This is a genomic window from Pseudomonas sp. DWP3-1-3b3 (genome assembly GCF_049896305.1).
Taxonomy (GTDB): Bacteria; Pseudomonadota; Gammaproteobacteria; order Pseudomonadales; family Pseudomonadaceae; genus Aquipseudomonas; species Aquipseudomonas azotoformans_A.
In genome coordinates, this window is the sequence record NZ_JAFCUA010000019.1 from 26,503 (window position 1) to 48,681 (window position 22,179).

General features: G+C 61.7%; 18 protein-coding genes. 12 read left to right on the top strand and 6 right to left on the bottom strand.

Annotated features, from left to right (window positions below; translation table 11 throughout):
• Positions 1 to 23: 23 nt before the first annotated feature.
• The 5 genes from ACP7BX_RS30360 to tpx all read right to left on the bottom strand — a co-directional run bounded on the left by ACP7BX_RS30360 (position 24) and on the right by tpx (position 9,725).
• A complete protein-coding gene (locus ACP7BX_RS30360) occupies positions 24 to 1,493 on the bottom strand; it encodes an efflux transporter outer membrane subunit (protein ID WP_038850191.1) in 1,470 nt (489 codons plus the stop codon).
• Entirely contained in the window at positions 1,490 to 4,597 is a 3,108-nt protein-coding gene (locus ACP7BX_RS30365) for an efflux RND transporter permease subunit (RefSeq protein ID WP_426130284.1), read from the bottom strand. The genes ACP7BX_RS30360 and ACP7BX_RS30365 overlap by 4 nt, the downstream gene beginning before the upstream one ends.
• Positions 4,594 to 7,695, bottom strand: a complete 3,102-nt coding sequence (locus tag ACP7BX_RS30370) for an MdtB/MuxB family multidrug efflux RND transporter permease subunit (RefSeq protein WP_426130282.1) — start codon at positions 7,693 to 7,695, stop codon at positions 4,594 to 4,596. Before ACP7BX_RS30370 ends, ACP7BX_RS30365 begins: the two co-directional genes overlap by 4 nt.
• The gene (locus ACP7BX_RS30375; protein WP_426130280.1) at positions 7,692 to 8,993 is read right to left on the bottom strand and encodes an MdtA/MuxA family multidrug efflux RND transporter periplasmic adaptor subunit; all 1,302 of its coding nucleotides are present in this window, start codon (positions 8,991 to 8,993) and stop codon (positions 7,692 to 7,694) included. The genes ACP7BX_RS30370 and ACP7BX_RS30375 overlap by 4 nt, the downstream gene beginning before the upstream one ends.
• A 231-nt stretch (positions 8,994 to 9,224) precedes the next feature.
• On the bottom strand, positions 9,225 to 9,725 hold the full coding sequence (gene tpx, locus ACP7BX_RS30380; RefSeq protein WP_016980349.1) for a thiol peroxidase: 501 nt from the start codon (positions 9,723 to 9,725) through the stop codon (positions 9,225 to 9,227).
• Positions 9,726 to 9,883: 158 nt separating this feature from the next.
• On the opposite strand from tpx, the gene ACP7BX_RS30385 reads away from it, so the two are divergent.
• The 12 genes from ACP7BX_RS30385 to ACP7BX_RS30440 all read left to right on the top strand — a co-directional run bounded on the left by ACP7BX_RS30385 (position 9,884) and on the right by ACP7BX_RS30440 (position 21,900).
• Positions 9,884 to 11,173, top strand: coding sequence for a glycosyltransferase (locus tag ACP7BX_RS30385; RefSeq protein WP_426130277.1), 1,290 nt, complete (start codon positions 9,884 to 9,886; stop codon positions 11,171 to 11,173).
• A 72-nt stretch (positions 11,174 to 11,245) separates the two neighbouring features.
• On the top strand, positions 11,246 to 12,151 hold the full coding sequence (locus ACP7BX_RS30390) for an AraC family transcriptional regulator (protein ID WP_314532178.1): 906 nt from the start codon (positions 11,246 to 11,248) through the stop codon (positions 12,149 to 12,151).
• Between the two features lie 177 nt (positions 12,152 to 12,328).
• Entirely contained in the window at positions 12,329 to 13,639 is a 1,311-nt protein-coding gene (locus ACP7BX_RS30395) for an ABC transporter substrate-binding protein (protein WP_426130275.1), read from the top strand.
• A gap of 171 nt (positions 13,640 to 13,810) precedes the next feature.
• On the top strand, positions 13,811 to 14,701 hold the full coding sequence (locus ACP7BX_RS30400) for a carbohydrate ABC transporter permease (protein ID WP_065946404.1): 891 nt from the start codon (positions 13,811 to 13,813) through the stop codon (positions 14,699 to 14,701).
• Between the two features lie 10 nt (positions 14,702 to 14,711).
• A complete protein-coding gene (locus ACP7BX_RS30405; RefSeq protein ID WP_003173672.1) occupies positions 14,712 to 15,542 on the top strand; it encodes a carbohydrate ABC transporter permease in 831 nt (276 codons plus the stop codon).
• A 22-nt stretch (positions 15,543 to 15,564) separates the two neighbouring features.
• Entirely contained in the window at positions 15,565 to 16,668 is a 1,104-nt protein-coding gene (locus ACP7BX_RS30410) for an ABC transporter ATP-binding protein (RefSeq protein WP_038850202.1), read from the top strand.
• 18 nt (positions 16,669 to 16,686) lie between these two features.
• Positions 16,687 to 18,168: a mannitol dehydrogenase family protein gene (locus ACP7BX_RS30415; protein ID WP_177111887.1), complete on the top strand. Its 1,482-nt coding sequence runs from the start codon at positions 16,687 to 16,689 to the stop codon at positions 18,166 to 18,168.
• A gap of 11 nt (positions 18,169 to 18,179) precedes the next feature.
• A complete protein-coding gene (gene xylB, locus ACP7BX_RS30420; RefSeq protein ID WP_426130272.1) occupies positions 18,180 to 19,661 on the top strand; it encodes a xylulokinase in 1,482 nt (493 codons plus the stop codon).
• Positions 19,662 to 19,673: 12 nt separating this feature from the next.
• Positions 19,674 to 20,612: a carbohydrate kinase family protein gene (locus ACP7BX_RS30425; protein WP_426130270.1), complete on the top strand. Its 939-nt coding sequence runs from the start codon at positions 19,674 to 19,676 to the stop codon at positions 20,610 to 20,612.
• A gap of 87 nt (positions 20,613 to 20,699) precedes the next feature.
• Positions 20,700 to 20,969: a DUF2790 domain-containing protein gene (locus tag ACP7BX_RS30430; RefSeq protein WP_061436689.1), complete on the top strand. Its 270-nt coding sequence runs from the start codon at positions 20,700 to 20,702 to the stop codon at positions 20,967 to 20,969.
• A 192-nt stretch (positions 20,970 to 21,161) separates the two neighbouring features.
• Positions 21,162 to 21,419 carry a DUF2790 domain-containing protein gene (locus ACP7BX_RS30435; RefSeq protein ID WP_426130268.1) on the top strand — a complete coding sequence of 86 codons (258 nt, stop codon included), beginning with the start codon at positions 21,162 to 21,164 and terminating at the stop codon, positions 21,417 to 21,419.
• A gap of 82 nt (positions 21,420 to 21,501) precedes the next feature.
• Positions 21,502 to 21,900: a hypothetical protein gene (locus ACP7BX_RS30440; protein WP_314532158.1), complete on the top strand. Its 399-nt coding sequence runs from the start codon at positions 21,502 to 21,504 to the stop codon at positions 21,898 to 21,900.
• On the opposite strand, the gene ACP7BX_RS30445 is transcribed toward ACP7BX_RS30440, so the two are convergent.
• A complete protein-coding gene (locus tag ACP7BX_RS30445; RefSeq protein ID WP_033901501.1) occupies positions 21,897 to 22,166 on the bottom strand; it encodes a DUF1652 domain-containing protein in 270 nt (89 codons plus the stop codon). The genes ACP7BX_RS30440 and ACP7BX_RS30445 overlap by 4 nt on opposite strands.
• Positions 22,167 to 22,179: the final 13 nt, after the last annotated feature.

Here is a 22,179-nt window from a genome sequence, read left to right on the forward strand (position 1 = left end):
ACTGGCTGCACACCCCGCCAAAATCAGTCCTTCTCGGCAATCGGTGTCTGCCCGTCCCAACCACCGCCCAATGCCGCGATCAATTGCACACTGGCCACCAGGCGCGTCTGCAAAAGGGTCAACACCGTGCGCTCGTTGCTCAGTGCGGTCGCTTGCGTGGTGACCACATCCAGGTAGGCGATCAGACCCGCCTTGTACTGGTTCTGGGTCAGGCGCAACGACTCACGGGCGGCGTCGAGTGCTTCATTGCTGACCACCGCCTCGTCTTCCAGCACTTTGAGCTGCACCATGTAGTTTTCCACTTCACGGAACCCATCCAGCACGGTCTGGCGGTACTTGGCGACGGTCTCGTCGTAGCTGGCCACGGTGCGGTCGACTTCCGCCGAACGCTGGCCGCCGTCAAACAGGGTCATGGCCAGTTTTGGCCCCACCGACCAGAATCGGTTCGGCAGGCTGATCCAGTCGGCATAGGTGCTGCTGGAGTAACCACCGGCCAGGCTCAGGCTCAGGTCCGGGTAGTAGGCGGCCTTGGCCACGCCGATATTGGCGTTGGCGGCGATCACTGAGCGTTCGGCCGAGGCGATGTCCGGGCGGCGCTCCAGCAGTTGCGACGGCAGGCTCACGGGAATCTGCGGCAATGCCGGGATGTCCTTGCTCACCGCCAGGTTGAAGTTGGCCGGCGCCTCGCCGATCAACACGGCAATCGCGTTTTCCAGCTGGGCGCGCTGCCAGATGAGGTCGATCAGGCTGGCCTGGGTGGTCTTGAGCTGGGTTTGTGCCTGGGCTACCGCGTCCTTGCCGGAAACCCCGGCGCGGTACTGGTTTTCGGTCATTTGCAGGGAGCGCTGATAGGTCTCCAGCGTGGCTTGCAGCAAGCGCGTCTGTTCATCCATGACGCGCAGCTGGAGGTAACTTTGCACCAGTTCGGACTGCTGGCTCAGACGCATCGCCGCCAGGTCCGCCGAGCTGGCTTCAGCGCTGGCTTCGTTGGCTTCGAGGCCCCGGCGCAATTTGCCCCAGATATCCGCTTCCCAACTCACGCCCAACTGGGCATTGAGGGTGTCGCGAATACCGCTGCTGGAACTGCTCAGGCTGGCGTTACTGCTACCGGTGCCCTGGCTCGCGCGGGTTTTTCCGGCGCTCAGGTCAACGGTGGGGTAAAACGCGCCACGGGAGCTGCGCACCAGCGCCTGGGCCTGGCGAAAGCGCGCTTCGGCCTGGGCCACGGTTTGGTTGGACGTGTTCAGGCGCACCACCAGGTCATTGAGCTGGCGGTCGCCGTACAGCTCCCACCAGGCGCCACGGGCCAGGGAATCGCTGGGGGTGGCCTGGCGCCAGCCCTGGGCTTCCTTGAATTGCGCCGGTTCGATGACTTCAGGGCGCTTGTAGTCGGGGCCGACGGCGCAGGCGCTGAGCAGCACGCCGCACAGCACCAGGCTCGCCACACGGGAGCCGCGAAACAGGGCCAGTCGGGCAAAGGTTGAATCGGTCATAGCGCAGTGTCCAGGGCAGCATCGGTACGCACGCCGCGCCATTTGTTGAAGCGATGGCGCGCGCGGTCGAGATAGAGGTAGACCACCGGGGTGGTGTAAAGGGTCAGGACCTGGCTGAACACCAGGCCGCCGATAATCGTCAAGCCCAAGGGACGGCGCATTTCCGCACCATCGCCCGCGCCCAGCAGCAACGGCAAGGCGCCGAGAATGGCGGCCAGGGTGGTCATCAGGATCGGGCGCAAACGCAACAGGCAGGCGCTGCGGATCGATTCCAACGGGCCCAGGCCATCGTGGCGTTCCAGCTGCAAGGCCAGGTCGATCATCAGGATCGCGTTTTTCTTCACCACGCCGATCAGCAGGAACAGCCCCAGCAAGGAAATCAGGCTGAACTCGCCCCCGGTCAGGTAGATCGCGAGCATCGCGCCGACACCGGCCGACGGCAAGGTCGAGAGGATAGTCAGCGGGTGAATGTAGCTCTCATACAGAATGCCCAGCACCAAGTAAACCGCCACCAGCGCGCCGAGGATCATGAACGGCTGTCCCTTCTGCGTGGCGGCGAAGGCATCCGCAGTACCGGCCATCTTGGCGATCACGTCTTCCGGCAAGCCAACCTTGGCAATCGCCCGTTCGATGGCGGCCGTGCCCTGCTCCACCGTCACGCCGGGCGCCATGTCGAAGGCGATGTTTTCCGAGGCGAACTGGCCTTCGTGGCTGACGCGGTCGTCGGCCAGGCTGTTTTCATAATGGGCAATGGTCGACAACGGCACTCGCGCACCATCGGCCGTGATCACCTGCATCTGGTTGAGGGTGATCGGGTCCTGGGCGTATTTGGGATTGACCTCCATCACCACCTGGTACTGGTTAAGGCTGTCGTAGATGGTGGAAATCTGCCGCTGGCTGTAGGCGTTGTTGAGTACCGCCGTGACCATGTCCATGTCGATACCCAGGCGCTTGGCCTGGTCGCGGTCGACAATCAGCGTGACCTGCGCCGCGCCCCGACCTTCGCGGGCGTCGATGGCGGTGAGTTCCGGCAGCTCGCGCAAGGCCGCCACCACTTTCGGGTACCACAGGCGCAAGGCCGCCAGGTCGCCGCTTTGCAGGATGTAGGAATACTGCGCGCTGGTCTGGTCGCGGCTGCCGCCGAATTGCAGGTCCTGGTCAGCCATCAGGAACAACCGCCCGCCGGGCACCAGCGGCACGTCCTTGCGCAGGCGCTCGATCACCGCCTGGGCGGAAATCTTGCGCTCGCTGATGGGTTTAAGGCGCACCAGCATCACCGCATTGTTGGTGCCGTTGTTGCCGCCGATAAAGCCGGCCACGCTGAGTACCGCAGGGTCCTTGAGTACTGCCTTGCGGAAGGTTTCCATTTTCGGCTGCATCACGCTGAACGACAGGCCGTCATCACCGCGTACAAAACCGATCAACTGGCCGGTGTCTTGCTGGGGCATGAAGGTCTTCGGCACCACCACGTACAGCGCGACGTTCATGCCGATGGTCAGCAACAGGCTGAGCAAGGTCAGGCGCCGATGGCGCAGTACCCAGTCCAGGCTGGTGGCGTAGCCGGCGACCATGCGGTCGTTGACCTTCTGGCTCCAGCGCTGCAACCCGGTCATCTCGCCCTTCACATGCGGCTTGAGCCAGCGCGCACAGAGCATCGGAGTCAGGGTCAGCGAAACGATCAGCGACACAATGATCGCCGCCGACAAGGTGATGGAAAACTCGCGGAACAGGTTGGTGACGATCCCGCCCATGAACAGGATCGACAGGAACACCGCCACCAGCGACACGTTCATCGACAGCAAGGTAAAGCCGACTTCCTTGGCCCCCAGGTACGCCGCCTTCATCGGCGGCACGCCTTTGTCGATATGCCGGGAAATGTTCTCCAGCACCACGATGGCATCGTCCACCACCAGGCCGGTGGCCAGGATCAACGCCATCAACGAGAAGTTGTTCAGCGAGAACCCATACAGGTACATCACCGCAAAGGTGCCCACCAGCGACACCGGCACCGCCAGCGTAGGAATGAGTGAAGCGCGGAAGTTACCCAGGAACAGGTACACCACCAGGATCACCAGGCCTACGGCAATCAACAAGGTCATCTCGGCTTCATGCAACGTGGCGGTGATCACCGGCGAGCGGTCCATGGCCAGGCTCAGCTTGACGCTGGACGGCAGCACCGCCTGCAACGCCGGCAGCTGCGCCTTGATCTGCCGGACCGTCTCGATGATGTTGGCGCCAGACTGGCGGTTGATCACCAGTAGCACCGCGGGTTCGTTATTGAAGAAACCGCTGTTGTAGCGGTCTTCCACGCCGTCACTGATCTTGGCCACATCGCCCAGGCGCAGGGCCGCGCCGTTCTGATAGCGGATCAGCAGCGGCTCGTAGTCCTTGGCTTTTTCCAACTGATCGTTGGCCTGGATCTGCCAGTTGCGCTGGCTGTCTTCCAGGGAACCCTTGGGCCGACGCTGATTGGCGTTGGCGATGGTGTTGCGCACATCGTCGAGGGCCACGCCGTACTGGTCAAGGGCCTTGGGTTCGAGCTCGATGCGCACGGCGGGCAAGGAACTGCCGCCGATCTGCACTTCACCGACGCCGGGCACCTGGGACAGGCTCTGCGACAGAATGGTCGAGGCCAAATCGTACAGCTGGCCCTTCTGCAAGACGTCCGAGGTCAGCGACAGCACCATGATCGGCGCCTGGGACGGGTTGATCTTCTTGTAGGTCGGCATGCTGCGCATACCACTGGGCAGCAGGTTGCGTGAGGCATTGATCGCCGCCTGCACTTCCCGCGCCGCGCCGTTGATATCGCGGTCGGAGTCAAACGCCAGGATCACCCGCGTAGAGCCCTGGCTCGACGAGCTGCTCATGGTGGTGATGCCGGCAATCGCGCCGAACGAGCGCTCCAGCGGCGTCGCCACCGTGGATGCCATCACCTCAGGGCTGGCGCCGGGCAAGCTGGCCGACACCACGATCACCGGGAAGTCGATCTGCGGCAGCGGCGACACCGGCAACAGGTTGAAACTCACGCCGCCGAGCAACAGGATCGCCAGGCTCAGCAGCATGGTCGCGACTGGCCGACGGATGAAAGGTCCGGACAGGTTCATGACTCAACCGGCTCCAGGCTTTGCGGCTCTTTGCGCCAGCGGCGGCCCAGGCGATCGAAGTACAGGTAGATGACCGGCGTGGTGAACAGGGTCAACACCTGGCTCACCAGCAGGCCACCGACCATCACCAGGCCCAGGGGTTGGCGCAGTTCCGCGCCGGAACCGGTGGCCAGCATCAGCGGCACCGCGCCGAACAGTGCGGCCAGGGTGGTCATCAGGATCGGCCGGAAGCGCAGCAGCGCCGCCTGGTAGATCGCGGTCTGCGGGTCGAGGCCCTGGTTGCGTTCGGCGTCGAGGGCGAAGTCGATCATCATGATCGCGTTCTTCTTGACGATACCGATCAGCAAGATGATGCCGATGATCGCGATCATGCCCAGGTCATTGCCGCTGAGCAGCAACGCCAACAACGCTCCGACGGCTGCCGACGGCAAGGTCGAAAGAATGGTGATCGGGTGGATATAGCTCTCATAGAGCACACCCAGCACGATGTACATGGTGACCACCGCCGCCAGGATCAGCAGCAAGGTACTCGACAACGAGGCCTCGAAGGCCTGGGCCGCGCCCTGGAACTGAGTCTGCACGCCCACCGGCATGCCGATGTCTTTCTGGGTCTGGTTGATCAGCTCCACACCTTTGCCCAGCGCCACGCCGGGGGCCAGGTTGAACGACATCATCACCGCCGGGAACTGGCCGATGTGCGCAATCGCTAGTTGCGCCTGGCGCTGTTCCACACGGGCCAGGCTGGACAAGCGCACCTGCCCGCCGTCGGTGGTTTTCACGTGGATCTGGTTCAGCGCGTCCGGGCCGAGGGTTTCGCCGGACTGGGCCTGTAATACCACGCGGTACTGGCTGGCCTGAGTGTAGATAGTGGAAATCTGCCGCTGGCCGAAGGCGTCGTAGAGTGCGTCAGTGATGGTCGACACACTGACGCCCAGGCGCGACGCCGCGTCGCGGTCGATCACCAGGTACACCTGCAGGCCCTTGTCCTGCAGGTCGCTGGCGACATCGGTGAGTTCGGGCAATTGGCTCAACGCGTGGACCAGTTTGTCGCTCCACAGCGCCAGCAACTCGGCATCCGGCGACGACATGCTGAACTGGTACTGGGTGCGGCTCACGCGGTCTTCGATGGTCAGGTCCTGCACCGGCTGCATAAACAGGCGGATCCCCACCAGCTTGTCGATTTCCGGCTGCAAACGGGTGATCACCTGGGCCGCGCTGAGGTCACGCTGGCCGTGGGCCTTGAGGTTGATCAGCAAACGCCCGCTGTTGAGGGTGGCGTTGTCGCCGTCCACACCAATGTAGGAAGACAGGCTTTCCACCGCCGGATCGGCCAGGATGATCTTGGCCAATTCCTGCTGGCGCTGGCTCATGGCCGCGAAGGAGATCGACTGCGGCGCTTCGGAAATACCCTGGATCACACCGGTGTCCTGCACCGGGAAGAAGCCCTTGGGTACGATCAGGTACAGGAACACGGTGAGGCCCAAGGTGGCGATGGCCACCAGCAGGGTCAGCGGCTGGTGCTTGAGTACCCACTGCAGCATGCTGCCGTAACGCGCGATCAACCAATCGATCCAGGCGCCGCTGGCCTTGTAAAAGCGGCTTTGTTCCTCTTCCTTCGGCTCACGCTTGAGCAAACGCGCGCACATCATGGGCGTGAGGGTCAGGGACACCACCAGGGAAATCAGGATCGCCACCGCCAGGGTGATGGCGAACTCCCGGAACAGGCGCCCGACCACGTCGGCCATGAACAGCAGCGGAATCAGTACCGCGATCAGCGACAGCGTCAGGGAAATCAGGGTGAAGCCGATCTGCTTGGCGCCCTTGAGCGCGGCGGCCAGCGGGGTTTCGCCTTCTTCGATATAACGGGAAATGTTCTCCAGCATCACGATGGCATCGTCCACCACGAACCCGGTGGCGATGGTCAGGGCCATCAGCGTCAGATTGTTGATGGAGAACCCCGCCAGGTACATCACGCCGAACGTGCCCACCAGGGACAGCGGCACGGCGATGGACGGAATGATCGTGGCGCTGACCCGACGCAGGAACAGGAACGTCACCATCACCACCAGGGCAATGGCGATGAGCAATTCGTGCTGCACGTCCTTGACCGAGGCGCGGATGGTCTGGGTGCGGTCGGTGAGTACCGTCACGTCGAGGCCGGCTGGCAGGTTGTCGGTAATGCTTGGCAGCAAGGCCTTGATGCGGTCCACCACCTCGATCACGTTGGCGCCTGGCTGGCGCTGGATGTTCAGCAGCACGGCCTGGTTTTCGTTGGCCCAGGCGGCAAGGCGTTCGTTTTCGGCGCCGTCGACGATCTGGGCCACGTCTTTGAGGCGCAGCGGTGCGCCATTGTTGTAGGCGAGGATCAGTTCGGCGTATTGCTGGGGCGAGACCAACTGGTCGTTGGCGTCGAGCATCGACACGCGGGTGGGGCCGTCGAAGTTGCCCTTGGGCTGGTTGACGTTGGACGCGGCGATCAGGGTACGTACGTCCGACAGGTTCAAGCCGTTGGCCGCCAGGGCCTCGGGGTTGACCTTGATGCGCACGGCCTGGCGCTGGCCGCCCGCGATGCTGACCATGCCGACACCGCCGATCTGCGCGATTTTCTGCGCCATGCGCGTGTCGACCAGGTCATTGAGCTTGGGCAGCAGCATGGTCTTGGACGTGATTGCCAGGGTCAGCACCGGGGTATCCGCCGGGTTGACCTTGTTGTACACCGGCGGCGCCGGCAAATCCTTGGGCAACAGGTTGGTCGCGGCGTTGATCGCGGCCTGCACCTGCTGCTCGGCGACATCCATATTGATGTCGAGATTGAAACGCAAGGTCAGCACCGACGCACCGCCGGAACTGGTGGAGGCCATCTGCGTAAGGCCGGGCATTTGCCCGAATTGGCGCTCCAGCGGCGCGGTGACCGCACTGGTCATTACATCCGGGCTGGCGCCGGGGTACAGGGTCATCACGCGGATGGTCGGGTAATCCACCTGGGGCAACGCCGACACCGGCAACAGGCGGTACGCGATGATGCCGGCCAACACAATGGCCAGCATGCTCAGCGTGGTGGCGACCGGGCGAAGGATAAACAGCCGCGACAGGTTCATGAACCGACCTTTTGCGCCTTGCCGGCGGTGGTGCCGGTCTCCCCTTTCGCCGCTGGCTTGCCTTGCAGGTGTTCGGTCGGCGTGGTCGGCACTTCGCTGCTGTCATTGACCACTTCGATTTCGCTGCCGTCCTTCAAGCGGTCGGTGCCTTCCAGCACCACGCGGTCGCCGGCCTTGAGGCCTTCCTTGATCACGGTGTTGTCGCCATCGGTATCACCGACCACCAGCGGCTGCACCTTGACCTTCTTGTCGCCGTCGAGCACGTAGACAAAGGTGCCGGTGTTGCCGAACTGGATCGCCGCCGACGGCGCCAGCACCACGTTATGCAGGGTGTCGGCCAGCAGGTGCACATTGACGAACTGGTTGGGGAACAGCGCCTGGTCCTTGTTATCGAAACGCGCCTTGAACTTCAGGGTGCCGGTGGTGACGTCGATCTGGTTGTCCAGGCTCTGCAGCACGCCGACGGCCTGTTGCTTCACATCGCCACGGTCCCAGGCTTCCACGGGCAGTTTGTTGCCGGCGTGGTAGCGGGTGAGCACGGTTTCCAGGGTGTTTTCCGACAGGGTGAAGGCCACGCTGATCGGCTGGGTCTGGGTGATCACGGCCAGGAAAGTGGTGTCATTGGCGGCCACCAGGTTGCCCACGTCCACCTGACGCAGGCCGACACGGCCGCTGATAGGCGCACGGATCTTGGTGAATTCGAGGTTGAGCTTGGCGTCATCCACCGCGCCCTGGTTGGTCTTGACCGTGCCCTGGTATTGCAGGACCAGCGCTTCAGCGGTGTCCAGGGTCTGCTTGGCGATACTGTCCTGGGCGTACAGGTCGCGGTAACGCTGCACGTCGACCTGGGCATTTTTAAGCTGGGCCTGGTTTTGCATCAGCGTGCCCTGCGCCTGGAGCAAGGAGTTCTGATAGCTGCGCGGGTCGATTTCCGCGAGCAGGTCGCCAGCCTTGACCATCTGGCCTTCTTCGAAGGCGATCTTCACCAGTTCGCCGCCCACCCGGCTGCGCACATTGATGGTGTTGAGCGCGGTCACCGTGCCCAGCGCCTTGTAGTACACCGGGAACTCACCCAGCACCGCAGGCGCCACCCGCACTGGCACCGGCCCGGTGGAGCCACCGAAGCCCGGGCGCATCATCCCCGACTTGCCGGCGCGTCCGGCTGGCGCCTGCGCAGCATCCTTGTGGCTGCCGGGCCAGAATTTCCAGCACAGGCCGGCGACAACCACCAGCACAAGCAGGGCGAACAGCCAGCGGCGGGACTTACGGGGGGAGGATTGCATGGAGTGATCAACCATTGGGCGCGAGAGCTTCTTCTTTGGGAGGCTGAAAGATAAGCACTGGGGCGCATTTAGAAAAGCGCCTTTACCGGCTATTTACCTTGGGCTTACAACTTTTAACTTCTGACCTTAGTTCATCGACCGTTTCGCTAAGCATCTGAACCACAAATAAAAACGGCCTGGACTAGGCCAGGCCGCAATCATGCATCAAGCGTGTTACTGCAAAACGACAGTAACGTACCGAAACAGTTACTTCAAAACAGCCAGGGCTGCTTCGTAGTTCGGCTCTTGGCCGATTTCTGGCACCAGTTCGCTGTGCAGCACGTTGTTGTTCTCGTCCAGCACCACTACGGCGCGGGCGGTCAGGCCTTGCAGAGGGCCGTCGGCCAGCGAAACACCGTAGTCCACTGCGAAGTCGGCGTTGCGGAAGTCCGACAGGCTCAGCACGTTGTCCAGGCCTTCGGTGCCGCAGAAACGCTTCTGGGCAAACGGCAGGTCAGAGGAGATGCACAGCACCACGGTGTTGCTCAGGTCGTTGGCCTGGGCGTTGAACTTGCGTACCGAAGTGGCGCAGGTCGGGGTGTCAACGCTTGGGAAGATGTTCAGAACCTTGCGCTTGCCAGCGAAGGTTTCCAGGGACGCTTCCGAGAGGTCGACAGCCACAAGGCTGAACTCAGGAGCGGTGGAGCCGGTTTTCGGCAATTCGCCTTCAACCTGGACAGGGTTACCACGAAGGGTGACTTGAGCCATGAACGGAATCCTTATGCTGATTTGGGTTTAACGAATTCGAGAGGCCGAAGTTAACCACAAAGTACGTTGGCGACCTACCGCCAAACATAAATTGTCATGCCGTGGGTTATGGTTTAATTGTGCGCTTTGCGCCCTGCTCCTCAAGGAAAACGATGTCGATGAATGCCCCCGCCACCAAAGTCCTGGTCATTGGATACGTCTGGCCGGAACCCCGTTCCTCGGCCGCAGGCGGGCACATGATGCAAATCCTTGAGAGTTTTCTTACGCAAGGTTGGGACATCACCTTCAGCAGCCCCGCCACTATTGGCGAACACAAGGCCGACTTGCCTGCGCTGGGCATCGCCGAATGCGCCATCGAACTCAATAACAGCAGCTTCGACGACTTTATCCGCGAACTGGCCCCGGACATCGTGCTGTTCGACCGTTTCATGATGGAGGAACAGTTCGGCTGGCGCGTCGAGAAATGCTGCCCCAACGCCCTGCGCGTGCTGGAAACCTCCGACCTGCAAAGCCTGCGTGACGCCCGTCACCAACGGTTGAAGGATCACCTGAAGGCGCACCCCGACAGCGACGATTTCAGCGCACTGTTCTCCCCTGCGCTGCAGGCAGAGTTCCAGCTGATGGCCGAGACCGACCTGGCCAAACGCGAGATCGCGGCGATCTACCGCTGCGATATCAGCCTGATGATCTCGGATGTAGAAATCCGCCTGCTCACCGAACACTTCAAGGTGCCGGCCGCCCTGCTGCACTGGTGCCCGCTGATGCTGGAGCCACCGACCGAACCGTTCGCACCGTTTGAAGACCGCGCGCACTTCCTCAGCATCGGCAACTTCCGGCACGCACCCAATTGGGATGCGGTGTTATGGATGAAAAACAGCCTGTGGCCCTTGATTCGCCAGCAATTGCCCGGCGCTCAGTTGCACATCTATGGCGCCTATACGCCGCCCAAAGCCACCGCCTTGCACAACCCGGCCCAGGGCTTTCATGTGATGAACTGGGCCGAAGATGCCCTGCAAGTCATGACCGCCGCGCGTATCTGCCTGGCGCCCTTGCGGTTCGGCGCCGGCATCAAGGGCAAGCTGGCGGACGCGATGCTCTGTGGCACACCGAATATCACCACGCCCATCGGCGCCGAGGCCATGGGCGACGAGCAAACTTGGCCGGGCGTGATCGAACACAGCGCCCCGGCCCTGGCCGCCGCTGCGGTGGCGCTCTACCAGGACCGCGAACGCTGGACCCAGGCCCAGGAAAACGGTCGCCAACTGTTGGCCCGCCGCTATGCCCAGAACGTCCATGGCCCTGCGCTGGTGGCTTGCCTGGAACAGTGCCGCAGCACGCTAAATGCCCACCGACGCGATAACTTCACCGGCAGCATGCTGCGCCATCACGCGCATAAAAGTACGCAGTACATGTCGCAGTGGATCGAGGCGAAAAACCGCATCATATAAACACCCGTGCTGGCGAGGTCGCGCGCGACGGGGCATTATCCTACGCAGCAACCACAATAAAGCGACGGCAGCATGACCCGAGCAACGCGTATCACCGACCCTTCCTACGAGTTGATGGACGACCACAACGGCCTGTCCATCATCTATCGCCAGCACGGTTTTCCCTGCCCGCTGGTGCGCTGGCACTTCCACAAGGAATACGAGCTGCACCTGATCGTCGCCAGTTCCGGCAAGGTGTTTATCGGCGACTACATCGGCAACTTCTACCCGGAAAGCCTGTTCCTCACCGGCCCCAACCTGCCCCACAACTGGATCAGCCAGGTGGAGGAAGACGAGGTGGTGCCCAAGCGCGACATGCTGGTGAACTTCACCGATGAGTTGTTCGAGCACGGCAGCCACATTTTCGCTGAACTCAAGAGCCTGGCGCCGTTGTTGGAGCGTGCACACTACGGCATCGAATTTCGCTGCAAAAAAACCATCGCCCAGGCCATGACTTTGATGCAGCGCATCGAGGACGCCCAGGGCATGGCGCGCCTGGGGCATTTCTTTATCCTGCTGGAGGTACTGAGTGCCTGCGAGGATTACCAACTGCTGTCCGGGGTAACCACGCCACAGTTGGCGGACGAGCACAGCATCGACCGCACCAACCGCGCGGTGGACTACATTTTTGCGCATTACGCGCGGGAACTGTCCCTGGAAGAAGTGGCGGACTACTTGGGCATGAAGCCGACCTATTTCTCCCGCGTGTTCAAACAGGCCACCGGGCGCACTTTTATCGAGTTCGTCAATCGCCTGCGCATCAGTAAATCCTGCGAACTGCTGGCCGATGGCGACAAGGCCGTGACCGATGTGTGCTTTGAGTCAGGCTTCAACAATATTTCCAACTTCAATCGGCGCTTTCAGCAACTCAAGGGCATGACCCCTTCTCACTACCGACGCCTCGCCGTGCAACGCCTGACGGAGCAGAACCTGGCTTAAAGGTTTCAGCCGCAGTGTGACAGAGTGCAAAAAAGTATCAGTCCCAGTGTTCCCAAGGATTTGTCACATCACCATTTCAAGGCTGTAATCAACCGCACACTCTTCCAGCTGTCGTGGAAGACACAACAACAATAACTGTCCTTCTGTAGCCCTCTGGGCGCGGAAATGGAGTGCGCGATGAAGTTCACAGCAAAAGCACTGCTTGCTTGTACCTGCATGACCCTCAGCGCCGTCAGCCTTGGCGCGCAAACCCTGACCATTGCCACCGTCAATAACAGCGACATGATCCGCATGCAAAAGCTCTCGAAAACCTTCGAGTCCGAGCATCCGGAGATCAAGCTGAACTGGGTGGTGCTCGAAGAAAACGTCCTCCGCCAACGCCTGACCACCGACATCGCCACCCAGGGTGGGCAGTTCGACGTGTTGACCATCGGCATGTACGAAGCTGCACTGTGGGGCGCCAAGGGCTGGCTGGAGCCGATGAAGGACCTGCCGGCGTCCTACGACCTCGATGATGTGTTCCCTTCGGTGCGTGACGGTTTGTCCGTCAAGGGCTCGCTGTACGCCCTGCCGTTCTACGCTGAAAGCTCGATCACTTACTACCGCACCGACCTGTTCAAGGACGCCGGGCTGACCATGCCCGAGCATCCGACCTGGACCCAGATCGGCGAATTCGCCAGCAAACTCACCGACAAGACCAAAGAGCAATACGGCCTGTGCCTGCGCGGCAAAGCCGGTTGGGGCGAGAACATGGCGCTGATCACCACCCTTGCCAATGGCTATGGTGCGCGCTGGTTCGACGAAAAGTGGCAACCGGAATTCAACGGGCCTGAGTGGAAAGACGCGCTGAATTTCTACGTCGATAACATGAAGAAATCCGGCCCGCCGGGTGCTTCCAGCAACGGTTTCAACGAAAACCTGGCGCTGTTCAACAGCGGCAAGTGCGCGATTTGGGTCGATGCCAGCGTGGCCGGCTCGTTCGTCACCGACAAGACCCAGAGCAAAGTGGCTGACCATGTGGGCTTCACCTTTGCCCCGCACGAGAAGACCGATAAGGGTACTTCGTGGCTGTACTCCTGGAGCCTGGCGATCCCCACCAGTTCCAAGGCCAAGGACGCTGCCAAGGTGTTCACCAGCTGGGCGACTTCCAAGGAATACGGCGCATTGGTCGCCAAGACCGACGGCATCGCCAACGTACCGCCAGGCACGCGCAAGTCGACCTACAGCGACGAGTACATGAAGGCCGCGCCGTTTGCCAAGGTGACCCTGGAGTCGCTGAAAGTCGCGGACCCGACCAAGCCGACGCTCAAGCCGGTGCCGTATGTCGGTATCCAGTTGGTGACCATCCCTGAGTTCCAGGCGATTGGCACCCAGGTCGGCAAGTTCTTCTCGGGTGCGTTGACCGGTCAGCAGGCGGTAGATGCCGCACTGACTGCCGCGCAGACCACCACCGAGCGTGAAATGAAGCGGGCCGGGTATCCCAAATAACCCTGACTCACCCCCGTAATTGTGGGAACCCGCTTTAGGTGGGAGCCGGGCTTGCCCGCGATGTCGGACTGTCAGTTGATGAATCTGTGTACTGACACACCGTTATCGCAGGCAAGCCAGCTCCCACATGGACTGCACTCCGATTCTCGCTCTGTACTGGCCTTGAATACCATGAATACGACACCCAAAAACCGCCTGGCCAACCCCGGCTGGTTCCTTGTCAGCCCCTCGGTGGCCTTGCTGCTGCTGTGGATGATCGTGCCGCTGGGCATGACCCTGTACTTTTCGCTGATCCGCTACAACTTGCTCTACCCCGGCGAAAATCAATTCGTCGGGCTGGAAAACTTCACCTATTTCATCACCGATTCGGGCTTCCTGCCCGGCGCCACCAATACCTTGTTGCTGGTGGGCAGTGTGCTGCTGATCAGCGTGGTGTTCGGTGTGCTGATCAGCGCCCTGCTGGAGGCCAGTGAGTTCTTCGGCCGCGGCCTGGTGCGGGTGCTGCTGATTTCGCCGTTCTTCATCATGCCCACCGTCGGCGCGCTGATCTGGAAGAACCTGATTTTCCACCCGGTGTCAGGAATCCTGGCCGCCGTGTGGAAGTTCTTCGGCGCGGAACCCGTGGACTGGCTGGCGCACTACCCGTTGCTGTCGATCATCATCATTGTGTCGTGGCAGTGGCTGCCGTTCGCGATCCTGCTGCTGATGACCGCCATGCAGTCCCTCGACCAGGAACAAAAGGAAGCCGCGCGCCTGGACGGTGCCGGCGCCATCGCGATCTTCTGGCACCTGACCCTGCCGCACCTGGCCCGCCCGATTGCCGTGGTGGTGATGATCGAGACGATCTTTTTGCTCTCGGTGTTCGCCGAGATCTTCACCACCACCAACGGTGGCCCCGGCTACGCCTCGACCAACCTCGCCTACCTGATCTACAACCAGGCGCTGGTGCAGTTCGATGTGGGCATGGCCTCGGCCGGCGGCTTGATTGCCGTGGTCATCGCCAATATCGCGGCGATCATCCTGGTGCGGATGATCGGCAAAAACCTGACTGACAAGCCTTGAGGGCCGCGCCATGACGCTTCAACAATCCCGCCGCCTGCAAAGCCTGTTGCTCGGCACGTTGGCCTGGGCCATCGCGATCCTGATCTTCTTCCCGATCTTCTGGATGGTGCTGACCAGCTTCAAGACCGAAATCGATGCGTTCGCCACGCCGCCGCAGTTCATCTTCACGCCGACGCTGGAGAACTACCTGCACATCAACGAGCGCAGCAATTACTTCAGCTATGCGTGGAACTCGGTGCTGATTTCCTTCAGCGCAACGGCACTGTGCCTACTGATTTCGGTGCCGGCCGCCTACTCCATGGCCTTCTACGAAACCCAGCGCACCAAAGGCACGCTGCTGTGGATGCTGTCCACCAAGATGCTGCCGCCCGTGGGCGTGCTGATGCCGATCTACCTGTTGGCCAAGAGCTTTGGCCTGCTGGATACGCGCATTGCGTTGATCATCATCTACACCCTGATCAACCTGCCGATTGTGGTGTGGATGGTTTACACCTACTTCAAGGACATCCCCAAGGACATCCTCGAAGCCGCGCGCCTGGATGGCGCCACCCTCTGGCAGGAAATGGTCCGCGTGCTGCTGCCGATTGCCAAGGGCGGCCTGGCCTCCACCGTGTTGCTGTCGCTGATCCTGTGCTGGAACGAGGCGTTCTGGTCGCTGAACCTGACCTCGTCCGCCGCTGCGCCGTTGACTGCGCTGATCGCCTCCTACTCCAGCCCCGAAGGCTTGTTCTGGGCCAAATTGTCCGCCGTGTCGACCCTGGCCTGCGCGCCGATCCTGATCTTTGGCTGGATCAGCCAGAAACAGCTGGTGCGCGGTTTGTCCTTCGGCGCCGTCAAATAATAATTCCTAGCGGAGGCCCATCATGGCCAACCTGAAAATCAAGAATCTGCAAAAAGGCTTCGAAGGCTTTTCCATCATCAAGGGCATCGACCTGGAAGTGAACGACAAGGAATTCGTGGTCTTCGTCGGCCCGTCGGGCTGCGGTAAATCCACGCTGCTGCGCCTGATCGCGGGCCTGGAAGAAGTCAGCGAAGGCACTATCGAACTGGACGGTCGCGACATCACCGAAGTGACCCCGGCCAAGCGTGACCTGGCGATGGTGTTCCAGACCTACGCGCTGTACCCACACATGAGCGTGCGCAAGAACATGTCGTTTGCCCTGGACCTGGCCGGTGTCGACAAGAAGCTGGTGGAGAGCAAGGTCAGCGAAGCGGCGCGCATCCTGGAGCTGGGCCCGTTGCTGGAGCGCAAGCCCAAGCAGCTGTCCGGCGGCCAGCGCCAGCGTGTGGCCATCGGCCGCGCGATAGTGCGTAACCCGAAGATCTTCCTGTTCGACGAACCGCTGTCCAACCTCGACGCCGCCCTGCGTGTGCAGATGCGCCTGGAACTGGCGCGCCTGCATAAAGAGCTGCAAGCGACCATGATCTACGTGACCCACGACCAGGTGGAGGCGATGACCCTGGCCGACAAGGTCGTGGTGCTGAACAGCGGCCGTATCGAGCAAGTCGGCTCGCCGCTGGAGCTGTACCACCAGCCGGCCAACCTGTTCGTGGCAGGCTTCCTCGGCACGCCGAAGATGGGTTTCCTCAAGGGCAACGTTACCCGTGTTGAAAGCCAAAGCTGCGAAGTGCAGTTGGATGCAGGCACGCTGATCACCCTGCCACTGAGCGGTGCCACCTTGAGCGTGGGCAGCGCGGTGACCCTGGGCATTCGTCCGGAACACCTGGAAATCGCAGCGCCCGGCCAAACCACCCTGACCGTCACCGCCGACGTCGGCGAGCGCCTGGGCAGCGATACCTTCTGCCACGTCAACACCGCCAACGGCGAGCCGCTGACCATGCGGATCCGTGGCGACATGGCCAGCCAGTACGGCGAAACACTGCACCTGCACCTGGACCCGGCGCACTGCCATCTGTTCGACACCGACGGTGTTGCCGTGGCCCGCCCACTGCGCGCTGCCGCCTGATTTCGCGAGACTTTGCTGATGAAACTGAATAAACAGAACCTCACCCAGTTGGCGCCGCACGTGAAACTGCCCGCCTACGCGATTGCCAGCACCACGCAAGGCATCGCCCATATCGGCGTCGGCGGTTTCCATCGCGCGCATCAGGCCTATTACACCGACGCGCTGATGAACACCGGCGTTGGCCTGGACTGGAGCATCTGCGGTGTCGGCCTCCGTGCCGAAGACCGCAAGGCCCGCGACGACCTGGCCGGCCAGGACTACCTGTTCACCCTGTATGAGCTGGGCGATACCGACGACACCGAAGTGCGCGTGATCGGCTCGATCAGTGACATGCTGCTGGCCGAAGACGGCGCCCAGGCGCTGATCGACAAACTGGCCGACCCGGCGATCCGTATCGTCTCGCTGACCATCACCGAAGGCGGCTACTGCATCGACGACAGCAACGGCGAGTTCATGGCCCACCTGCCGCAGATCCAGCATGATCTGGCACACCCGAGCGCACCGAAGACCGTGTTCGGCTTCATCTGCGCCGCGCTGACCCAACGCCGCGCCGCCGGCACCCCGGCGTTTACCGTGATGTCCTGCGATAACCTGCCGCACAACGGCGCCGTGACGCGTAAAGCCCTGTTGGCGTTTGCCGCGTTGCACAACGCCGAGCTGCACGATTGGATCAAGGCCAATGTGAGCTTTCCAAATGCCATGGTCGACCGCATCACGCCGATGACCAGCACCGCGCACCGCCTGCAACTGCATGATGACCACGGCATCGACGATGCCTGGCCGGTGGTGTGCGAACCTTTTGTGCAGTGGGTGCTGGAAGACAAGTTCGTCAACGGTCGCCCGGCCTGGGAACAGGTCGGCGTGCAGTTCACCGACGACGTCACGCCCTATGAAGAAATGAAGATCGGCCTGCTCAACGGCAGCCACCTGGCGCTGACCTACCTGGGGTTTCTCAAGGGTTATCGGTTTGTGCACGAGACCATGAACGACCCGGTGTTTGTCGCCTACATGCGCGCCTACATGGACCTGGACGTCACGCCAAACCTGGCGCCGGTGCCGGGCATCGACCTGACGGACTACAAGCAGACGCTGGTGGACCGCTTCTCCAACCAGGCAATTGCCGACCAGCTGGAACGCGTGTGCTCGGATGGCTCGTCGAAGTTTCCCAAGTTCACCGTGCCGACCATCAACCGCCTGATCGCCGATGGGCGCGAGACCGAGCGCGCGGCGTTGGTCGTGGCGGCGTGGGCGCTGTACTTGAAGGGGGTGGACGAGAATGGGGTGAGCTACACCCTCCCGGATCCGCGTGCAGCGTTTTGCCAGGGGCTGGTGAGTGATGATGCGTTGATCAGCCAACGTTTGCTGGGGGTGGAAGAGATTTTTGGCAAGGCTATTCCCAATTCGCCCGAGTTTGTGTCAGCGTTCGAGCGGTGCTACAGGAGCCTGCAGGAAGTGGGTGTCAGCAGGACCCTGGAACGGTTACTCGCCAACATCCATTGAAGGCCCTCCCCATGACCCAGCAAAACCTGTTTCTCGGCATCGACTGCGGCACCCAAGGCACCAAGGCCATCGTCCTCGACGCCACGAGCGGCAAGGTGCTGGGCCTGGGCGCTGCGGCGCACACGCTGATCAGCGGCGCCAATGGCCGGCGCGAGCAGCACACCCAGGAATGGCTGGACGCCTTTACCGAAGCCACCCACCGCGCCCTGCAACAGGCCGGCGTGGACGGCCAGGACATCCTCGGCATCGGCGTGTCCGGCCAGCAACATGGTTTGGTGCTGCTGGATGACCAGGGCCAGGTACTGCGCCCGGCCAAACTGTGGTGCGACACCGAGACCACGCCCGAGAACGACCGACTCTTGCAGCGCCTGGGTGGCGAAAGCGGCTCCCTGGAACGCCTCGGCGTGGCCATTGCACCGGGCTACACCGTGTCCAAGCTGCTGTGGACCCGCGAACAGCACCCGGACATCTTTATGCGCATCGCGCATATCCTGCTGCCCCACGACTACCTCAACTACTGGCTCACCGGCCGCGCCGTCGCGGAATACGGCGATGCGTCGGGCACCGGCTACTTCAACGTGCGCAGCCGTGAGTGGGATGTGGCGCTGCTCAGGCACATTGATCCGAGCGGTCGTCTTGAAAAGGCCCTGCCACAGCTGATTGAGGCCGATCAGAGCGTCGGCACCGTTCTTCCGGCGATTGCCGAACGGCTGGGCATCAACCCTAACGCCATCGTCTCCAGTGGCGGTGGCGACAACATGATGGGCGCCATCGGCACCGGCAACATTGCCCCTGGCGTGATCACCATGAGCCTGGGCTCGTCGGGCACTGTGTATGCGTTTGCCGACCAGCCCAATGTGAGCCCGCAGGCGTCGGTCGCGACGTTTTGCTCGTCCAGCGGTGGCTGGTTGCCGTTGATCTGCACCATGAACCTGACCAACGCCACCGGGGTGATCCGCGAGTTGTTCGACCTCGACCTGGCCGCATTCAACGCCCTGGTCGAACAAGCGCCGATTGGCGCGGACGGCGTGAGCATGTTGCCGTTCCTCAACGGCGAACGTGTGCCCGCCCTGCCCCACGCTACCGGCAGCCTGCACGGCCTGACCATGACCAACCTGACCCGCGCCAACCTGTGCCGCGCGGTGGTCGAAGGCACCACCTTCGGCCTGCGCTACGGCCTCGACCTGCTGCGCCAGACCGGCCTGCAAAGCCAGAGCATCCGCTTGATCGGCGGCGGTTCGAAAAGCCCGGTCTGGCGGCAGATGGTCGCCGATATCATGAACACCGAAGTGGTCTGCACCGAACAAAGTGAAGCCGCCGCCCTGGGCGCGGCGATCCAGGCGGCGTGGAGCCAGTCCGGCGAGTCGCTGGCCAGCCTGTGCGACAAATGTGTGAGCGTCGACCCGGCCAGCCGTACGCTGCCGGTGGCGGCCAGCGTCAGCGCGTATCAACACGCCTACGAGCGCTATCAGCAACTTGTGGCAACCCTTTAAGAGCGAACGACTATGTATCTGGTGTGTGGTGAAGCGCTGTTTGATTTTTTCAGCGAGGAAGATGCCAGCGGGCAGGCGTCCAAGGTCAATTACAAGGCGATTGCCGGTGGTTCGCCGTTCAACGTCGCGGTCGGCTTGCGCCGCCTGGGTGTCGAGGCGGGCTTGTTCGGTGGGCTGTCCACCGACTTCCTCGGCCGCCGCTTGTTGCAGGTGCTCAAGGATGAAGGCGTGAGCGAGCAGTTCCTGGTGGAATTCGCCGCGCCGACCACCTTGTCGATGGTCGCCGTGGGCGCCAATGGCTCACCGCAGTACAACTTCCGGGGTGAAGGCTGCGCCGACCGACTGCTGGATGTCGCTCACCTGCCCGAGCTGAGTGATGATATCCGTGGCCTGCATATCGGCTCGTTCTCCCTGGTGGTGCAACCCATCGGCGACACCCTGCTGAACCTGGTCAAGCGCGAAAGCGGCAAGCGCCTGATCAGCCTGGACCCCAACGTGCGGCTCAACCCGCAGCCGGATATCCAGCGGTGGCGCGACCGTGTGGCAGAACTGGTCAAGCATGCCGACCTGATCAAGGTCAGCGACGAAGACCTGCACCTGCTCTATCCCGAGCAGTCGCCGGAAAGCGTGCTGCAGGGCTGGCTGCAACACCGTTGCCAATTGGTGTTCCTCACCCGTGGCGGCGACGGCGCCAGTGTATTCAGCCGCCAACATGGCCACTGGTCTGCACCGGCAGTCAAGGTGGTGATGGCCGATACCGTGGGGGCTGGCGACACCTTCCAGGCGGCGTTGATTGCCTGGTTGACCGAGCAGCAGTTGGACTCAGTGGACGGCCTGCAACAACTCACCCGTGCGCAGATCGACACCATGCTCGGCTTCGCCATCCGCGCCGCCGCACTGACCTGCACCAAGACCGGCCCCGACCTGCCCTATCGCGAGCAGCTTGGATGAAGGTTTTGTCAGCCAGCTAAAAATTAATCGATGGTTAATCCCGCACGCCGACAGTGAAGTTGTACCCACTTGTTGCGGAGAACCACCATGAAACTGCGCACTCTCGTACTCGGCAGCGCCTTGGCGCTGGCCGCAGTATCAGGCCTGGCCCAGGCCGACGACCAAGGCGCCGCTGTCAAACCCGTGCCTTACCAATACGGCATGCCGATGAACATCGACAAGGTCCTGGCCATGAACGAAACGCCCACCGATGAATGCAAAGTCATCAAGGCGGATATCAAGTTCCTGGATAAGGCAGGCAAGGTTGAGGACGTGAGCTATCGGAAAATGTCGGAAGCCTGCGACTTTCAGAACTGAGCCGTAAGCCGTCAGACGATACAGCGGGAATCAACCCCGTAAACATGTAGGACTTTTCTCAAAAACCCCAATTTAATCAATGGTTAAGCTTGGGAGCCAACAGTGGCTTCGACCGCACCTTCATGGCCATCGCTGAAGGTGCGGCCGCCGACTCATCACGCTGATGAACCGGACCACTGACGGAGAAACCTCATGAAAATGCGCAACGTATTCTTGCTCGGCTGCACCCTCGCCCTCACCACCGTATCGGCCATGGCCCAGGCTGAATCCAAGCCGGTGCCCTATCGGTACGGCATGCCCATGGACATCCAGAAAGTGATTGCCATGACCGAACCTGATACCCGTGAATGCAAGGTCATCAAGGCCGAGATCAAGTTTTTGGACAAGGCCGGTGAAGTGCAGCACGTGAGCTACAAGAAGTTATCCGAGGCCTGTTTGTTCCAGAACTGAACATGATGTTGATTAAGGGCGGCGTAACGCGTCAGCACGCGGTATCCTTTTGCACCTGTTAACCGTGCCGAAAGGATTCGCCATGCCGCTGCGCTTTCATACGCTCGCCCTCTTTACCGCCGTGCTCTGTTTTGCCCTGGCGCTGATATGGGGCCTGCGCCCCGAATGGATGCTATGGCTGTGGAGCGTGGAATATTCAAATGCCACGGGCCTGGTGGCTCGGCGTAACGCCGCACTGTTCCTGGCTATCGGCGTGATGTTCTTCCGCGCACGCCACGCCCCACCTTCCGACACACGACGCGCCATGACCAGCGGTTTTGCCATTGGCTGTTGGGTGCTGGCGGTACTGGGGTTCAGTGAGTGGATAAACGGCAATGCCGGACCCGGCATCCTGCTGGCAGTGGCAACGGAAACCGTATTGGGCCTGGCGTTTATCCAGGCCCACAGATCTTCGGTCATCCAACCCCAGGCATCTACCTAGTAGTAGCCGCGCCCTCCCACTCTTTGCAGGGCGGGTGCATGGCTGTGCTTGAGGTCTTCACGCAACCCGGTGATCAGGTTGCAAATGGCTCGACTGCTGTCGAGTTTGTCCGCGTTGATTCCTTTGACTTCCAAATCCACCCGGTCACGGTCACGGTCGTCGTAGACCTTGATCGTCAACGAAGCATCTTCGGCTTTGGTGCATTCGCACCGTTTGGGCAGGAAACTTCCTTCAATAATGCTGCGAAGTTCTAATTCCGAAAGCATGGTCAACCTCTCC

What these genes read in the sequence shown, in the direction of transcription:
- tpx (WP_016980349.1), bottom strand. Translation starts at nt 9,725, where the DNA reads ATGGCTCAAGTCACCCTTCGTGGTAACCCTGTCCAGGTTGAAGGCGAA.
- ACP7BX_RS30405 (WP_003173672.1), top strand. Translation starts at nt 14,712, where the DNA reads ATGACGCTTCAACAATCCCGCCGCCTGCAAAGCCTGTTGCTCGGCACG.
- ACP7BX_RS30400 (WP_065946404.1), top strand. Translation starts at nt 13,811, where the DNA reads ATGAATACGACACCCAAAAACCGCCTGGCCAACCCCGGCTGGTTCCTT.
- ACP7BX_RS30415 (WP_177111887.1), top strand. Translation starts at nt 16,687, where the DNA reads ATGAAACTGAATAAACAGAACCTCACCCAGTTGGCGCCGCACGTGAAA.
- ACP7BX_RS30410 (WP_038850202.1), top strand. Translation starts at nt 15,565, where the DNA reads ATGGCCAACCTGAAAATCAAGAATCTGCAAAAAGGCTTCGAAGGCTTT.
- ACP7BX_RS30430 (WP_061436689.1), top strand. Translation starts at nt 20,700, where the DNA reads ATGAAACTGCGCACTCTCGTACTCGGCAGCGCCTTGGCGCTGGCCGCA.
- ACP7BX_RS30370 (WP_426130282.1), bottom strand. Translation starts at nt 7,695, where the DNA reads ATGAACCTGTCGCGGCTGTTTATCCTTCGCCCGGTCGCCACCACGCTG.
- ACP7BX_RS30390 (WP_314532178.1), top strand. Translation starts at nt 11,246, where the DNA reads ATGACCCGAGCAACGCGTATCACCGACCCTTCCTACGAGTTGATGGAC.
- ACP7BX_RS30385 (WP_426130277.1), top strand. Translation starts at nt 9,884, where the DNA reads ATGAATGCCCCCGCCACCAAAGTCCTGGTCATTGGATACGTCTGGCCG.
- ACP7BX_RS30365 (WP_426130284.1), bottom strand. Translation starts at nt 4,597, where the DNA reads ATGAACCTGTCCGGACCTTTCATCCGTCGGCCAGTCGCGACCATGCTG.
- ACP7BX_RS30440 (WP_314532158.1), top strand. Translation starts at nt 21,502, where the DNA reads ATGCCGCTGCGCTTTCATACGCTCGCCCTCTTTACCGCCGTGCTCTGT.
- xylB (WP_426130272.1), top strand. Translation starts at nt 18,180, where the DNA reads ATGACCCAGCAAAACCTGTTTCTCGGCATCGACTGCGGCACCCAAGGC.
- ACP7BX_RS30425 (WP_426130270.1), top strand. Translation starts at nt 19,674, where the DNA reads ATGTATCTGGTGTGTGGTGAAGCGCTGTTTGATTTTTTCAGCGAGGAA.
- ACP7BX_RS30360 (WP_038850191.1), bottom strand. Translation starts at nt 1,493, where the DNA reads ATGACCGATTCAACCTTTGCCCGACTGGCCCTGTTTCGCGGCTCCCGT.
- ACP7BX_RS30395 (WP_426130275.1), top strand. Translation starts at nt 12,329, where the DNA reads ATGAAGTTCACAGCAAAAGCACTGCTTGCTTGTACCTGCATGACCCTC.
- ACP7BX_RS30445 (WP_033901501.1), bottom strand. Translation starts at nt 22,166, where the DNA reads ATGCTTTCGGAATTAGAACTTCGCAGCATTATTGAAGGAAGTTTCCTG.
- ACP7BX_RS30375 (WP_426130280.1), bottom strand. Translation starts at nt 8,993, where the DNA reads ATGGTTGATCACTCCATGCAATCCTCCCCCCGTAAGTCCCGCCGCTGG.
- ACP7BX_RS30435 (WP_426130268.1), top strand. Translation starts at nt 21,162, where the DNA reads ATGAAAATGCGCAACGTATTCTTGCTCGGCTGCACCCTCGCCCTCACC.